This is a genomic window from Parasphingorhabdus pacifica (assembly GCF_054779195.1).
Genome location: NZ_BAAGYS010000021.1, coordinates 139,833 through 154,900 on the forward strand (window position 1 = coordinate 139,833; position 15,068 = coordinate 154,900).

Sequence of the window (15,068 nt, forward strand, 5' to 3'; positions counted from 1 at the left end):
CATGGGAGCTCGGTTCGGATAGACGGATTGGCGCCAGTTGCGGCATCGGCCGCACGTGCTCGCGGGCGAGCGCGGTCCGGGGCGCTTCGGCGAGCATCTCGCCGAGTGGCGCCACCTCCCGCGTAGCTCGGTGTTCAGCCGAAGCTGTGCATCACGTGCTTGATCCGGGTGTAGTCCTCGAGGCCGTACTTCGAGAGGTCCTTGCCGTACCCGGAGTGTTTGAACCCACCGTGCGGCATCTCGGACACCAGCACCATGTGGGTGTTGACCCACACGCACCCGAAGTCGAACCTGGCCACCGAGCGCTGGGCCCGCCCGTGGTCCTTGGTCCACACACTGGCGGCCAGTGCGTAGTCGACTCCGTTGGCCATGCTCAGCGCCTCCTGCTCGTCGCGGAAGGTCTGCACGGTCAGGACCGGGCCGAAGATCTCCTCCTGCACCGGCTCGTCGTGCTGGTGTACTCCGCTGATCACGGTGGGTGCGAAGAAGAAACCGTCCTCACCGACCCGATGACCGCCGGTGAGCACCCGGGCATGTTCCGGGACTCGGTCCACGACTCCCTGAACCCGCTCCAGCTGGGCGGCGTTGTTCAGCGGGCCGAACGCCGCGTCCACATCGGATGGTGGACCGCACCGCATGGTCGAAGCCTGCTCGACGAGCTTGGCGGTGAACTCCTCGGCCACCGACTGCTCGACGAGCACGCGGGTGGCGGCGGTGCAGTCCTGCCCGGCGTTGAAGAAGCCGGCTCCGGCTATTCCCTCGGCCGCGGCGTCGAGGTCGGCGTCGGCGAACACCACCGCGGGCGCCTTGCCACCGAGTTCGAGGTGCACCCGCTTGACGTCCTCGGCGGCAGCGGCGGCTACCTGCTGCCCGGCCCGCGTTGAGCCGGTGATCGACACCATCGACGAGGCCGGGTGTGACACGACCGCACGACCGGTTTCGCGGTCACCGCAGACGACGTTGAGTACGCCGGGCGGGAAGATGCCCGCCACCAGCTCGCCGAGCATCGCGGCCGTGACCGGAGTGGTGTCGGCGGGTTTGAGTACCACGGTGTTGCCCGCGGCAATGGCAGGCGCCACCTTCCATACCGCCATCATGAGAGGGTAGTTCCACGGCGCGACCTGGCCGATCACGCCGACCGGTTCGCGGCGCACGTAGGAGGTGTGCTCGGGCGCGTACTCGCCTGCTGCCACGCCTTCGAGAGCCCGCGCCGCACCCGAGAAGAAGCGGATCTGGTCGACCGATGCGCCGATTTCCTCGGTGCGGGCGGCCTCCAGCGGTTTGCCGGTGTTCTCGGTTTCGGCCGAGACGAACTCCTCGGTCCGCCCTTCCAGCTCGTCCGCCAGCCGCAGCAGCAGCCGCTGTCGCTCGGCGGGAGTGGTCTCCCGCCAGTGCTCGAACGCGCGCGCCGCGGACTCGTAGGCCGCGTCAACGTCGTTGCCCGACGACAGCGGGGCGCTGCAGAACACCTTGCCACTGCACGGGTCGACCAGGTCGGTGGTTCGCCGGTCCTCGGCGTCCAACCGCTTGCCGTCGATGACGTTGCGGATCGTACGCATCAGAGTCCTCCTACGGGCAGGGCGCTCAGCAGCTCGTAGGTGGTGTGAGCCGCCGCGATCCCGGTGATCTCGGCATGGTCGTAGGCGGGCGCGACCTCCACGATGTCGGCGCCTACCAGGTTGAGTCCTTCCAGGCCCCGCACGAGCTCCAGCAGTTCTCGGCTGGACAGGCCGCCCGCTTCGGGGGTGCCGGTGCCCGGCGCGAAACCGGGGTCGAGTACGTCGATGTCGAGCGACACGTACACGGGACGGGACCCGAGTCGGGTACGGACGCGGTTGATGATGTCGTCCAGCGGGCTGCGCGCGAAGTCGCGGCAGTGCACCGCGGCGAAGCCCATCTTCTCGCTCTCGTCCAGGTCCAGCCGCGAGTACAGCGGGCCCCGGATGCCGACGTGCATCGAATGCTCGAAGTCGATGAGCCCTTCTTCGGATGCCCTGCGGAACGGGGTTCCGTGTGTGTAGGGCGCGCCGAAGTAGGTGTCCCACGTGTCGAGGTGCGCGTCGAAGTGCAGCACCGCGATGGGCCCGTGCCGCTCGTGCTGCACGCGCAGCAGCGGCAGGGCGATGGTGTGATCGCCGCCCACCGTGACCAAGGTGCGGCGGGTTCCCGACAGCTCCCGGGCGTTCGTCTCGATGGTGCTGATGGCCTCGCCGATGTCGAACGGGTTCACGCCGAGGTCACCGGCGTCGGCGACCTGACGGGTCGCGAACGGCTGGACGTCGAGCGCCGGGTTGTACGGGCGCAGCAGCCGGGAACTCTGCCGCACGTGGTTGGGGCCGAATCTGGCACCGGGCCGGTAGCTGACTCCGGTGTCGAACGGCACGCCCCACACCAGGGTGTCGGCGTCCGGGACGTCGCTCAGCCGGGGCAATCGGGCGAATGTGGTGTCGCCGCCGTACCGGGGGATCTGGGTGGAGTCCACCGGCCCAATCGGATCGTTCACTTGTCTCTCCTCGTGTCCACTCAGGACTTCTCTGCGGCCAGGATTTCCGCGGCGCCACGCTTGCCGGATTCGATGGCGCCGTCGATGAAGGCGCGCCAGCGACGCGCGGTGTGCGAACCGCCGAAATGCACCCGCCCTTCCGGCTCGCCGACGGCAATCTCGTACTTGGTGAACTGGCCTGCCCCGAAGGTCGCCCACGTTCCCTTGCTGAACTCGTCGTTGACCCAGTCGTGCGACTCGGCGTCGACCACCTCGGCCTCCGGAGCGAACTCGCGCACCGCTCGCTGCACGTCGGCCAGGTCCGCGGCGTCGACCCGGTCGTGCTCCGGGGCGAAGCAGACCAGCACAACGCCCGCGTCGGTGGTGGCCATCGCTCCGACGTAGTCGAAGCTGGTTCCCCAGCCGAAGCCGCTGATGTCCTCGTCGACGTTGCGCGCCAACGCCCACACCTTCTGCCCCTGGCCGGCGTGGTTCTCCTTCGACATCGCCTGCTTGGCCACCGAGAGCTGGGGGCTGAACTCGATGTCCTGCCAGACTCCGACGGGGGTGGTCAGCAGGATCCGGTCGGCCCGCACGGCACCGCCGTCGTAGCTGACCGTCACGCCCTCGCCGTCGGCGGTGACCTCGCGGACCGGGCTGGACAGGCGGAGTTCGGCCCCACCGTCCGCGCGGATCGCCTCGGCCAGCGACGCGGTGCCGTTGACGAACGTGTAGCCGAGGACGCTGGCCTGCACCATGCCCCACAGCGAGTTGTCCATCGAGGACAGCCAACGGATGACGTCCAACGCCGACCCCGTTTCTTCGCTGGCGTTGGCACAACCGCAGAACCACGACATGAGCAGTTCTTTGGCGTTGCCGGTCAGGCCCGCTTCCTCGGCCCACTGCCGGATCGGCACGTCGAGGTCGGCCAAACCCTGCTCGGACAGCGGGCGCGTCGGGTCGAGCCGCTCGCCCGCTTCGACCAGTGCGCGCATCGCGTGTTCCAGCGCGCCGTACTCTTCCGGCGGCACAGGCAACAGGGTGTCGAGCACCGTGCCGTGGTCGGACCACGTCATCCGCTCGGGCAGCTCGCTGTCGGCGACCGGGACTCCGTAGCGTTCCGCCTCGGCCCATACATGGGTCTGCCGCGGGACGATCCAGGTGCCGCCCATCTCCAGGCCGTACCCGCCGAGTGCGTCCGGCCGGTACCAGGTGGATCCGCCGATGCGGTCCCTGGCCTCCAGGATCAGCACGCTCCTGCCGGTTTCCCGCAGGTCGCGGGCCGCGGTCAGCCCCGAGAACCCCGCGCCGATCACGACGACGTCGTAGTGGTTCATTCCTTGTACTTCCTCGTTTCGCGGTGGTTGCCGGCTCAGGCGGACACGGCCTGGGCCGGGACTTCGGTTTCAGTCGCTTCCGGTACCGGTTGAGAGGAACCGATCGTCAGCAGCGAGTAGGCCACCGCAGTGGTGGCCGCGGCGAGCACGAAGCTCAGGTCGATGCCGTAGGTCCATTCGATCAGCGGACCCCGGAACAGGGCGGTGTCAACCGACAGCAGGCCGACGGTCGAGCCGATCGCCCAGGCGGCCACGGCGCGGAGGTTCCAACCGGCCGTGAACCAGTAGATGCCGCCGCGCGAACGCCGGTTGTAGACCTGCAGGGCATCCGGGTCGTAGACGCCGCGGCAGCGGCGGAAGCCGATCAGCGTGATCACCGCCCACGGGGTGCCGATGGCCGTCAGCAACAGGACGAAGGCGGTGACCGCCTCCTGGGCGTCCCAGACGAAGTAACCGAGAAACACCAGGGTCGTCGACACCGCGGAGGTCAGAATCGTGGCCTTGACTCGGGACAGCGCCGGGATGATCGCATCCAGGTCCAAACCCATGCTGTAGATGAGCACGCCCGCGTTGCCGATCGTGCCGAACACGCCGTTGAGCAGCAGTGGGATCAGGAACCACAGCGGAGCTGCCGCCACCAGCGGACCGACGTAGTCCTCCGAGGCGCGGGAGGCGAACGCGGTGAAGGTGCCGAACAGCTGCGGCACGAGCAGGCCGAGCACCATGCCCACGGCGGATGCGGTGAATACCTTGGCGTTCGAGTAGCGCTGCGGTGAGACGTAGCGGCTGTAGTCACCCAGCAGCGTGATGAACGCCATCGGGCCGCTGAGCCCAGCGGCGACCGTCGACAGCGCCCAGGTCGTCCAGAAGTCACCCATCAGGTAACCGCTGTCGACCACCGGAGCCGTGCTGAACTTCCCGGCGTAGCCGTACAAGCCCACCACCATGAGCACCAGAGTGCCGAGCGCGACCCACTTGCTCATGCGCGTCAACAACTGGTACCCGAAGATCGCGATCAGCACTGACAGCGCGGCCAGTACCGCGTAGGCCACGGAATAACTGGTACCACCGGCAGGCAGGCCGAACAGGCGGTGCAGCGGGCCGACGATCGCAGCACCACCGGTCCACACCGTCAGCGCTGCGTAACCGAGGAGAGCAGCAGGCCGATCATCGATCCGACGAGCCTGCCCCGCACCCCGAACGTGCCACCACTGCTGGTGGACAGATTGGTGCCGGTCCGGAACGACACGAGCGCGAGAGGGGCGACCAGCAGCGTCCCCATCAGGGTACCGGCGACCATGGAGCTGACCGCAGGCCAGAACTCCAGTCCGAACGACGCCGGAAGCCAGCCGAAGATGACCACGCCCAGGCACATGTTGGATCCCAACAAGATGCCTATGACATCACGCGGACGACCCGTTCGGTTCCTCTCCGGGATCGTGTCGACCCCGTGCTTTTCGATCCCGGCGTCGCGTGGTGCGGAACCGGCATCCGGGAACGGCGTTGTTTCCGGGGACATCTGGCGGTGACCTCCTGGGCGGAAGGGGCAGCGACGGGCTGCGCAGCTCCAGCAAGGGTGGGCGGTATCACGCCGGGGCTGGTAGGGGCTAATCCTCCGAAGTCACCGGTGGGCGTTGGACGATCGCACAACGCCACCGCCGACTCGGAGGACTGAGCTGGGGCGTCAGCTCGGGTAGGTGCGTCGCCCGTCGCCGCGCACCGGCTGCGTCCGCAGAGCCGTTCCCCGCCGGTTCCGGGCTCACGCTGAACCGGTGACCCCGGGCATCCGACAGAGTGTTGCTTTAGCGGCCGAAAACACACCAGATTGTCCACTGTTCGGAGCAGGGCATACGCCGGAAGCTGGTCACCACAACGACGTAAAGGAGAGTCGCCCGTGACCACAACGATGTCCCTGCCCCAGGTTCGCGAGCTGCGCACCGAAATCCCGGGGCCGCTTTCGACAGCGCTGCAGCAGCGTCGCTCCGAGACCGTGGCGGCCGGGGTGTCCAGCGTGCTGCCGGCCTTCATCACCGAGGCTTCCGGAGGTGTGCTGCGCGACGTCGACGGCAACTCGCTGATCGACCTGGGGTCCGGTATCGCGGTGACCAACGTGGGCAACGCGGCACCCGAGGTCGTCGAGCCGGTGCACCGGCAGGCGGACTCGTTCACCCACAGCTGCTTCATGGTGACCCCGTACGAGAACTACGTCGAGGTCTGCGAGGAGCTCGCCGAACTGACCCCGGGCGAGCACGCCAAGCGCACCGCGCTGTTCAACTCCGGGTCCGAAGCGGTGGAGAACGCAGTCAAGATCGCCCGTCGGGCCACCGGGCGGCAAGCGGTCGTGGCGTTCGACCACGCCTACCACGGCCGCACGAACCTGACCATGGCCCTGACGGCCAAGTCCAAGCCGTACAAGCACGGCTTCGGCCCGTTCGCCCCCGAGATCTACCGCGCCCCGATGTCGTACCCGGCGCGCGACGGGCGGAACGGGGTCGAGAGCGCACGGGAGGCGGTGGGGCGGATCGACAAGCAGCTCGGCGCCGACTCCGTCGCGGCAGTGCTGATCGAACCCGTGCAGGGCGAAGGCGGTTTCATCGAGCCTGCACCCGGCTTCTTGCCCGAGCTCGCGGCATGGTGTGCCGACAACGGTGTCCTGCTGATCGCCGACGAGATCCAGACCGGATTCTGCCGCACCGGGTCTTGGTTCGCCTGCGACCACGAGAACGTGGTCCCCGATCTCATCACCACGGCCAAGGGCATCGCGGGCGGTCTGCCGCTGGCGGCCGTCACCGGACGCGCCGAGATCATGGACGCGATGCCGCCGAGCAGCCTCGGCGGAACCTACGGCGGCAACCCGCTGGCCTGCGCCGCCGCGCTCGGGTCGATCCGCGCGATGCGCGAACAGGACCTCGCCGCCGCCGCACGCGACATCGAGGACCTGGTGCTGCCCCGGCTGCGCACGCTCGCGGCAGACTCGGACCGGATCCTGGAGGTACGGGGACGCGGCGCGATGCTCGCCATCGAGTTCGTCCGCCCCGACGGCACCGAACCGGACCCGGAGCTGACCGCGGCGATCGCCAAGACCTGTCACGCACGGGGAGTCGTGGTGCTGACCTGCGGAACCTACGGCAACGTGATCCGCCTGCTGCCGCCGCTGGTCATCGGGCACGACCTGCTCAGCGAGGGCATCGGCGTGCTCGAGGAGGCCATCGCCGAACACACCCGCTGATCCCGAAGCCGGGCCGCGACACCTGGCCGGGAATGCACGCGGTCCGGGGTGCCCCGCAGAACCTCTTCAGCGGGGCACCTCCACCGCTGGGGCGCCCCTCGCCCGAACGCGCCCGTACGGCGAGGGGCGCCCCAGTCGCCCTCGGTCGCGAGCGATTCTGCTCATTCCCGGGCACTCCCGGCGGATCCTGCGGCGGCGGGGGAGAGTTCCCCGGCGATGCCGTCCAGGAACACGGCCACGCCGTGCTCGAAATACTCCGCACCGAGCCGAAGCCGGGGGAGCCGGTCGAGCCGACCTCACCGGTTTCGCCGCCGACCCGCTGACCGTCACCCCGACCGAACTCGCCGAGGCTCCCGTCCGCCTCACCATCGTCGACGGCAACGTGGTCCACCGGGCATGACCGCACGGGCACGGGCCGAACCATCGGCCCGGGCCTCGATGCCGCACGGGCAGCGGGCTTCGGCGGCCGGCCTTACCGAAGGGCACGCAGGGCGAGGTAGAGGTCGACGCGGTCCGAGGTGCGGGACAGACTGCGCCCGGTCAGCTCCTCGACCCGGCTCATCCGGTGCCGCAGCGTGTTGATGTGCACGTGCAGCTGTTGTGCGGCCTCCTGCCACCGGCCGCCCGCGTCGAGGAAGACAGCCAGCGACGGCAGCAGGTCACCGCCGCGGCGCTCGTCGTGGTCGAGCACCGCCCCCAGCAAGGTCTTCGACGTCGCCGCCAGCAGCTCCGGGTCCTGCACCGACAGCAGCAGCGTCGGACTGCTGAGCTGTTCGTGCGTCATCCACCCGCCGTCGGACCGCGACGACATGGCCTCGGCCGCATGCCCGGCCTGCAACAGGCTCACCCGCAGCTCCGCGGCGGCGCCCGGTTTCCCGACGCCCACGTGGACCGCCTGCCCGGAGTTGCCGAGCGCGTCGTGGATCCGGTATGCGAGATCGGCTTCAGTGCCGCGGACCCGTGCGAACGCGACCACCTCGCCGCCGCGCTGAACCGCGACGCCGTCGGTTGCCAGCAGATCTCCCAGGCGCACCGAGTCGACGTCCGGGTTGGTGCTGCGCAGGACGACAGCCGCGAGCGGGCCGTCCGGCGGCAACCCGAGGGAGTGCAGTCGGGTGCGGACGGTGTCGATCTCGACCGTTCCACTGTGGATCCATTCGAAAAGTTCCCACGCGTAGCGAAGTTCGGTGGCCCGCACGGCGCGAGTGCGCTCGATCTCCAGCGCGATGAACGGCATCGCCTGCACGACGGCCGCGTGCTGTTCGACGTCGAGCTCGTCCAGCGGCCGTGGCAGCAGCAGTTCGGCGTCGGCGAGCCCCTCGCCGACCAGGGGAAGCGGGTGGCTCGGCTCCGGCGCCTCGCCTTCGGTCAGATTCCCGCCGCCGCGCACCGCCACCGGCAGTCCGAGCTGGCCGGACAGCGTGCGCAGCACCGTGTCGACCCCCCGCCGCATGCGCAGCGCCGCGACGATCGCGTCGTGCTGGCCGAGGTGGCGCCGCAGCGGGCGTTCCCACTCCGCGCGCTTGCTGCCGACGAACGCCTCGACGATCTGCAGGAACGCGATGTCGACCGGCACGACGAAGCAGGTGAGGCCCCGTTCGCGAGCGGCGTCGACGAACTCTTCGGGCACCTCGGTCTCGGGTGGAACGAGTCCGAACCCGACAGCCGCGACGTCGGCGTCGGCCAGGTCGGAGACGAAGGTTTCGGCGGTGATCCCGGCCGAACGCCACACCCCGGCGGTGAGCACCACCTCGCCTCCGCGCAGGAACCGTCCCGGAGCCCGCACCTCGATGGTGTGCACCCACCGGATCGGCCGGTCCACCTTGCCGCGCACCCGCACCTGCAACGCAAGTTCCGGGTCGCGGAGAAGATCGTCGACTACCACCGCGAACCTCCCGTCACTCGGTTGGCTGATCCAACACCTGCAGCGCCAGCCACAGCTCCGCCCGAAGCCCGGGCTGGTCGAGGCTGCGACCAAGCAGTGCCTCGACCTTGCCGATGCGGTTGCGCAGCGTGTGCCGGTGGACGCCGAGCCGACTCGCGGCCGGATCCCATTGGCCGTGCTGAGCGAGCCATTCCCGCAACGAACGCCGCAGCGCATCGTGCCCGTGCAGCGGACCGAGCAGCGATTCGGAAAAGGTCCGCGCCTCGTCTTCAGGCACCAGCCGAAGCAGCCCGCCTCCGGCGAACTCGCCGAACCGTACGACACCGCCGTGTCGTCGCGCCGCACCGGCAGCCTGCCGCGCCTGGCGGAGTCCTTCGGCCATCTCGTCCAGCGTGCACGGTTCGGACATCCCGATGCGCAGGTTCAAGCCGATCAGCCACTCTGCGTCGTCCTCGGCCGCGAGGGCGACGACGGCGCCGTCGTGCTCGGCGAAGAACATCGGTGCGTTGGGTTTCTCGGTCTCCAGCCACCGCAGGAGTTCGTCCGGATCGCGCTCGCCGTGCAGCAGCAGTACCCGCATCGGCTCGGTGGGCAGTTCGGAGTGCAGGTCGCCGAGGGCATCGCGGATCGGTTCGCCGTGCACCAGCAGCCGGAAGAAGCCCGCTCGGAGCCTGCGGCGTGCGGATCCGAGCACATCGGCCTGCTCCAGGGCGAGCGTGAGCAGCGAGGCAGCGGAGTTGATCACGTGGTGGTCGGTCGTGGCGAACGGGCCCTCACGTCCCGCGACGAGGAATCCGCGAGCTCGGCTGCCCAGCGCCTGCAGGCTGACTTCCTGCGAGCCCAGCGAAACCCCCGACGCGGCAAGACCTTTCTTCGCCCGCAGCCGTTCGACTTCGGCGACGAGGGACTCCCGGCGCGCGGCGGCCGATGCGGGAGCGGCGTGCATGAGCGAACCCGCCGGGTCCAGCAGCAGCACCCAGGCGTCCAGCAGCGCGGACAGCTTGCGCACCAGCGCTGCCACGCCATTGGACGTGCCCGCTGCCTGTGCGAGTTCGTGCTGCGCTCGGCTCGTCCGGCGCAGACTCGCGTACTCCTCGGCGGCGATCGCCCTCGACACCGCCTTGGTGATCGCGATGAACGGGATTTCCCGCGGCACCTCCAGCAGCGGCAGCCCTGCCCGCTCGGCAGCCCCGATCAGCGCTTCGGGAACTGCGCGGTGGCTCAAGCCGATCCCGAAGCCGATCCCGGCCACGCCCACCGCGATGAGCCGGTCCACGAACTCCGCGCACTCCTCCGGCCGCAGGGCCAGCCCCGTGGTCAGCAGCAGCTCGCCGCCGGCGAGGAACGGTGTGGGATCGGCCAGCTCGCTGACGTGCACCCACGACACCGGGCGTTCGAGTGCCTCGGCGTCGGCGTGGGCGGTGAGCTGCAGCTCGGGGTCGTCGAGCAGCGCGCGCAGCGTCACGGGCATGCGCCACCTCTCTGACACTGTGTCGATCGAAGTGGTCCGAGTTAACCAGATCGGCCACCGTTCGTCGCCTTCGCCTCCGGCCGTGTGCCGTCCCGTGAGGCGAGTGGATCCAAATGCACCTGCGCGCCCGACGACCGTTGTGGGTGGATCTCCCCGAGGCTGGCACTTCACCGAAGGCGAGAAGCCGCGCACCGAGCTTCACGCCAAGTTCCGCCGTGAACGAGTCGAATCCGAACTCGCCGAGTCCGGATTCGCGGTGTCGCGTTGGTGGACCGCCGCAGCCGAGCGTTGCGCGCTGGTTCTCGCCCACGCCGCCGGCGAGGACTAGCGCGGTGAGAAGTTTCCGGCAGCCGACACTTCACCAATCACTTCAAGCGCACGCGCGCTCGTGGGGCGCGAGTCGCGCCGCAACGACAGCGATCGCGAGCCCGGTCCGGGGTGAACGACCTTCCCACCGCTACTTCCGGTCCCGTGCGAGTCTGCACTGGCGGTCGGACGGGGGCAGGATGTGAGGGAAGACGGCCAGGCACCGACGGGGAGGTGGCCGTGACTGGGTGCTTGATCAACTCGCACGCCCTGGTTTCGGATCGCCACTCCGCCGGGTTGGTGAACACGGAGGGGACCATCGACTGGCTGTGCCTTCCGCGGTTCGACAGCTCGGCGGTGTTCGCCTCGATCCTGGACGACACGGCTGGTCACTGGGCGGTGCGTCCCGTTGGCCGGGCCCGCGTGGAACGGGCTTATGTCGGCGAAAGCATGGTGCTGCGGACGACGTTCCGCACAGCCGAGGGCACCCTGGAGCTGCTCGATTGTATGGCGCTGCCCGAGGCGCCCGATCCGCATCGCCTCGGCGAGAACGCCCCGCACACCTTGGTGCGTGGTCTTCGCTGCACCAGCGGCAGGGTCACGATCGAGATGCGGTTCGTGCCGCGCCCGGAGTACGGGCTCGTGGTTCCGGTGCTGACGGAGCATGACGGAGGCGTCGTGGCCACCGGAGGCCCGAACCGCCTGACCCTGTCCGCGCCCGTTCTGTTGCACTGCGCCGACGGAGAGGCATCGGCGTGGTTCGAGCTCGACACCGACCAGCGAGTGTTCTTCGCGCTTCGGCACAGCTCGCTCGGCGAGACCATCCCGGGCACGGAATCTCAGGAGCAGATCAGCGCGGCGTTGGACAGCACCCTCGAGGGCTGGCGCGCGTGGGCGGCGGTCCACCAGGCTTACGAAGGACCGTGGCCGGATCTCGTCAACGTCTCGGGACGCGTTCTGCAAGCGCTCAGCTACCAGCCGACGGGTGCGATCATCGCCGCCCCGACGACTTCGCTCCCCGAACGAGTCGGTGGGGAACGCAACTGGGACTACCGCTACTCGTGGGTCCGGGACGCCAGCTTCACCCTGCGGGCGTTGCGCGTGGCGACGTGCCCGGACGAAGCGGCCGAATTCTTCGACTTCATCGCCACCGCTGCCGCCCACGCGGACCCGGATTGCTCGTTGCAGATCATGTTCGGCATCACCGGTGAGCGAGATTTGTCCGAACGCCACCTGCCGTGGTTGGCGGGGTGGCGGGGCAGTTCTCCGGTGCGGGTCGGCAACGGCGCGTGGGCTCAGACGCAGCTGGACGTGTACGGCGAACTGCTCGACGCGGTCTCGCGTGTCCGCGATCAGATCGGCGAACTCGCCCCCGGTACCCGGCGGTTTCTGACGGCTCTGGCAGATACGGCCGCGCGGCAGTGGCAGCTACCGGACAACGGAATCTGGGAGGTCCGTGGTCAACCTAGGCACTTCCTGCATTCCAAGGTGATGTGTTGGGTGGCACTCGACCGCTCGACGGGCATGGCGAACCTGCTGCACGCCGAGCACAGGGCGGCAGCGTGGGCGAAGGTCGCTGACGAGATCCGGCAAACGGTGCTCTCACAGGGGTGGAATGAACGACTCGGGGCGTTCACCCAGTCCTTCGGCGGGCACGAGCTCGACGCGACCGCGCTGCTGCTCCCGCTGGTCGGCATCCTGCCTGCCGAGGACCCGCGCGTGCTGTCCACCATTGACGTGATCCGCGAGGAGCTCGTCGACGAACGTGGTCTCGTCCGCCGCTACCGCCCCGAGTCGGGGATCGATGGCCTGGCCGGAGGTGAGGGGACGTTCCTGCTGTGCACGTTCTGGCTCGCACGTGCCCTGGCCGCTGCCGGACGCGTCGACCAGGCTCGCGAGGCGTTCGAACGGGCCGCCGGCCATGTCAACGATGTCGGTCTGCTGGCCGAGGAGATCGATCCGTCCACCGGCGAGCAGCTGGGAAACTTCCCCCAGGCGTTCAGCCACGTCGGTTTGATCAACGCCGCCTGGACGATCCACCAGGCGGAGCAGGGCCAGCTCTAACGACGGTCGTGTCGAACGCGTCGACTTCCGGGAGCGGGCAGGCGTGCTCAACCCGCGTAGCGGCGGATGCTGTTGATGTCGCCGATGTCGTCGATGCTTTCCACCTTGACGTCCTGGCCCTCGGTCGGTGCGTGCACCACGTTGCCGCCACCGATGTAGATCCCGTTGTGGCTGGCCGAGCTGTAGTAGAAGACCACGTCGCCTGGCCGGAGCTGGCTCCGGGAGACACCGCGACCCGCCTTGACCTGCGTCTTCGTGGACGCGGGCAGGTCCACTCCGGCCTGCTCGTAGGACCACTGCACCAGGCCCGAGCAGTCGAAGCTCGACGGGCCCTTGGCGCCGAAGACGTACGGCGATCCCTGCTTGCCCAGGGCTGTGTTCACGGCTTCGATGGCGGCACCGGACCCGGCGATCGAACCGACGCTGGTTCCGTCTCCGGACAGGGCGTCCTGTTCCTGCTGGCTCAGCCTGTTGTACTGCTGCTTGACCTTGGCCACTTGGTCATCCATGGTGGCCTTCTTCCCGGCGATCTCGTCCTTGATCCGAGCGGCGTCGGTTTCGGCCTCCGCCGCGCGGTTGTGGGCGTCGTGCGCCCGCCGTTCGGCTTCCTCGGCGCGCTGCGTGGCGTCGGACAGGCGCGTGATCGCTTCGTTGTTGTCCTTGGCCAGGACATCCAATGTGGACGCGCGGTCCAGGAAGTCGTTCGGGTTCTCGCTCACCAGCAGGGCGGAGAGCTTGTTCATCCGCGCGCCCTGGTAGGAGGCGTGGGTCAACCGGTCGACCTGGCCGCGAAATTTCTCCTCGGTCAGCCGCGACTGGTGGGAGACCTGTTCCGCCTTGGTCGCGTCCGCAGTGGCCTGGGCAAGCTCGGCCTGCTTTGCCGCGTGGTCGTCCTCGGCCTGCTTGTACTCCTCGGTGACTACTTCGGCTTGCCGCGAGAGGTCGCGAAGTTGCTGCTGCGCCGCCGAAGCGCTGTCCGGAAGGTCCGGATCTGCGAGTGCGGGGACGGAACTCGCACCCACTGCCGCGGCGACGGCGGTGACCGCCAAGGCGCCGCGGGCGGTCCGATTCAGTCGCTTCGGCGCCACGTCAAGCACATCCTTCATCTCGGGCTCGGGGACGGGTCGTGCGGCGTCGAGGAGGTGTGCACGAAGATCGACACGCTCCTCGACTCGCCGATTCGCAGTCTTGGCGACGCCGTCTTGTGCGGGTCACCGATCGAGCGAGGCCGAGCACAGGCTATGAAACGTGGAATCGGCCGTCCAGGCGCGGTAAGCGACCAGGGGCCCGGTTCCGCGCAGCACGTCGGCCGGTCGGCGCACCTTGCCCTGGGCACTGATGTACGGATCGAGCACGGGCCGCCGAAGTGATTTCGCGCTCACGGCACCGGTAATCGAGTCGGAGACTCAGGACTGGCCACTCCGCGTCACGAGGCCGACACTCGCGGCGAACTCGCGTCCAGATAGGACTGGATGCTTTCTCGTTGTGCCGATCAGCTCGACGTTTCGGGGCGTTTGGCGTTGGCGCGTCGGGGGAGCTGTTGGTCGTGGTTGGTGAAGTAGTGCGGTGCCATCGACTTGACGGCGTCGATGTCGCGGAACACCTCGCGCAGGTGGGAGCGCAGGGAGTGATCGGCATCATCGAGGTTGCCCGCGGCGAGCTGATCGACGATGTCGGTGTGCTGCTGCAGCATCCGTTCGAGAGTGTCCGACATGGGCAGGCAGACCCGCCGGGCACGGTCGAGGTGTGCCTTGGCCGATCCGACCACGGTCCATGCCGATGCGTGGCCGCCCAGTTCCATCATGGTGCGGTGGAACCGCTCGTCGAGTTCGAAGAACTGGTCGACGTCGACCGCGTCCACGGCGAAACGTTGTTGTGCCAAGGTGCTGCGCAGGAGCGTGATCTGCGCGGGTTCGATCACAGGCACCAGCTCGCGCAGGGACGCGAGTTCGAGCGCTTCCCGGATGAACTGGGAGTCGGCGACGGCGGCCGGGTCGATCCGCGAGACGAAGGTTCCCATCTGCGGGTAGATCTCGACGAGTCCTTCGTTGACGAGCAGGATCAGCGCTTCCCGCACGGGTGTGCGGCTCACCGCGAGTTCCTTGGCCAGCTCGTTCTCCGCGAGGGCACTCCCTGGCGGCAGAGTCAGGTCCAGGATCCGGCGCCGCAGGTCTGCGATGACCACATCCCTGGTGGTGGTGGTGCCGCGGCTTCTCTGCCCAGTGTTCATGTCTTGAATCCTATTGCGGCGTGTGGTTCCGTGTCACTAATATACTAGTACTCCACATGGAGGT

At 68.7% G+C, this 15,068-nt stretch carries 12 protein-coding genes; 3 read left to right on the forward strand and 9 right to left on the reverse strand.

Going from position 1 to position 15,068, the window contains the following annotated elements; all coding sequences use genetic code 11:
- Nucleotides 1-134: 134 nt before the first annotated feature.
- The 5 genes from ACYVAN_RS23860 to ACYVAN_RS23880 are packed head-to-tail and all read right to left on the reverse strand — an operon-like array spanning nt 135 to nt 5,338.
- On the reverse strand, nt 135-1,559 hold the full coding sequence (locus ACYVAN_RS23860; protein ID WP_460963343.1) for a gamma-aminobutyraldehyde dehydrogenase: 1,425 nt from the start codon (nt 1,557-1,559) through the stop codon (nt 135-137).
- The gene (speB, locus tag ACYVAN_RS23865) at nt 1,559-2,503 is read right to left on the reverse strand and encodes an agmatinase (protein ID WP_460963345.1); all 945 of its coding nucleotides are present in this window, start codon (nt 2,501-2,503) and stop codon (nt 1,559-1,561) included. Before speB ends, ACYVAN_RS23860 begins: the two co-directional genes overlap by 1 nt.
- A 20-nt stretch (nt 2,504-2,523) precedes the next feature.
- Complete coding sequence (locus ACYVAN_RS23870) at nt 2,524-3,819, reverse strand: flavin monoamine oxidase family protein (protein ID WP_460963347.1); 1,296 nt, start codon at nt 3,817-3,819, stop codon at nt 2,524-2,526.
- Nucleotides 3,820-3,854: 35 nt separating this feature from the next.
- Complete coding sequence (locus tag ACYVAN_RS23875) at nt 3,855-4,949, reverse strand: purine-cytosine permease family protein (protein ID WP_460963349.1); 1,095 nt, start codon at nt 4,947-4,949, stop codon at nt 3,855-3,857.
- A 2-nt stretch (nt 4,950-4,951) separates the two neighbouring features.
- Nucleotides 4,952-5,338, reverse strand: a complete 387-nt coding sequence (locus ACYVAN_RS23880; protein ID WP_460963351.1) for a cytosine permease — start codon at nt 5,336-5,338, stop codon at nt 4,952-4,954.
- Nucleotides 5,339-5,713: 375 nt separating this feature from the next.
- On the opposite strand from ACYVAN_RS23880, the gene gabT reads away from it, so the two are divergent.
- Entirely contained in the window at nt 5,714-7,048 is a 1,335-nt protein-coding gene (gabT, locus tag ACYVAN_RS23885) for a 4-aminobutyrate--2-oxoglutarate transaminase (protein WP_460963353.1), read from the forward strand.
- A 472-nt stretch (nt 7,049-7,520) separates the two neighbouring features.
- Here gabT and ACYVAN_RS23890 read toward each other — a convergent pair whose 3' ends face one another.
- Both ACYVAN_RS23890 and ACYVAN_RS23895 read right to left on the reverse strand, forming a co-directional pair.
- The gene (locus ACYVAN_RS23890; RefSeq protein WP_460963355.1) at nt 7,521-8,933 is read right to left on the reverse strand and encodes a PucR family transcriptional regulator; all 1,413 of its coding nucleotides are present in this window, start codon (nt 8,931-8,933) and stop codon (nt 7,521-7,523) included.
- 13 nt (nt 8,934-8,946) lie between these two features.
- Nucleotides 8,947-10,404, reverse strand: a complete 1,458-nt coding sequence (locus ACYVAN_RS23895; RefSeq protein ID WP_460963357.1) for a PucR family transcriptional regulator — start codon at nt 10,402-10,404, stop codon at nt 8,947-8,949.
- A 103-nt stretch (nt 10,405-10,507) separates the two neighbouring features.
- Between ACYVAN_RS23895 and ACYVAN_RS23900 the strand changes: the two genes are divergently transcribed.
- Nucleotides 10,508-10,732 (forward strand): L-histidine N(alpha)-methyltransferase, encoded by a 225-nt coding sequence (locus ACYVAN_RS23900; RefSeq protein WP_460963359.1) that lies wholly within the window; start codon nt 10,508-10,510, stop codon nt 10,730-10,732.
- A 218-nt stretch (nt 10,733-10,950) separates the two neighbouring features.
- On the forward strand, nt 10,951-12,774 hold the full coding sequence (locus tag ACYVAN_RS23905) for a glycoside hydrolase family 15 protein (RefSeq protein WP_460963361.1): 1,824 nt from the start codon (nt 10,951-10,953) through the stop codon (nt 12,772-12,774).
- 47 nt (nt 12,775-12,821) lie between these two features.
- Here ACYVAN_RS23905 and ACYVAN_RS23910 read toward each other — a convergent pair whose 3' ends face one another.
- Together ACYVAN_RS23910 and ACYVAN_RS23915 are read right to left on the reverse strand one after the other, a co-directional pair.
- Complete coding sequence (locus ACYVAN_RS23910; protein WP_460963363.1) at nt 12,822-13,862, reverse strand: C40 family peptidase; 1,041 nt, start codon at nt 13,860-13,862, stop codon at nt 12,822-12,824.
- Between the two features lie 404 nt (nt 13,863-14,266).
- Nucleotides 14,267-15,004 (reverse strand): GntR family transcriptional regulator, encoded by a 738-nt coding sequence (locus tag ACYVAN_RS23915; RefSeq protein WP_460963365.1) that lies wholly within the window; start codon nt 15,002-15,004, stop codon nt 14,267-14,269.
- Nucleotides 15,005-15,068: the final 64 nt, after the last annotated feature.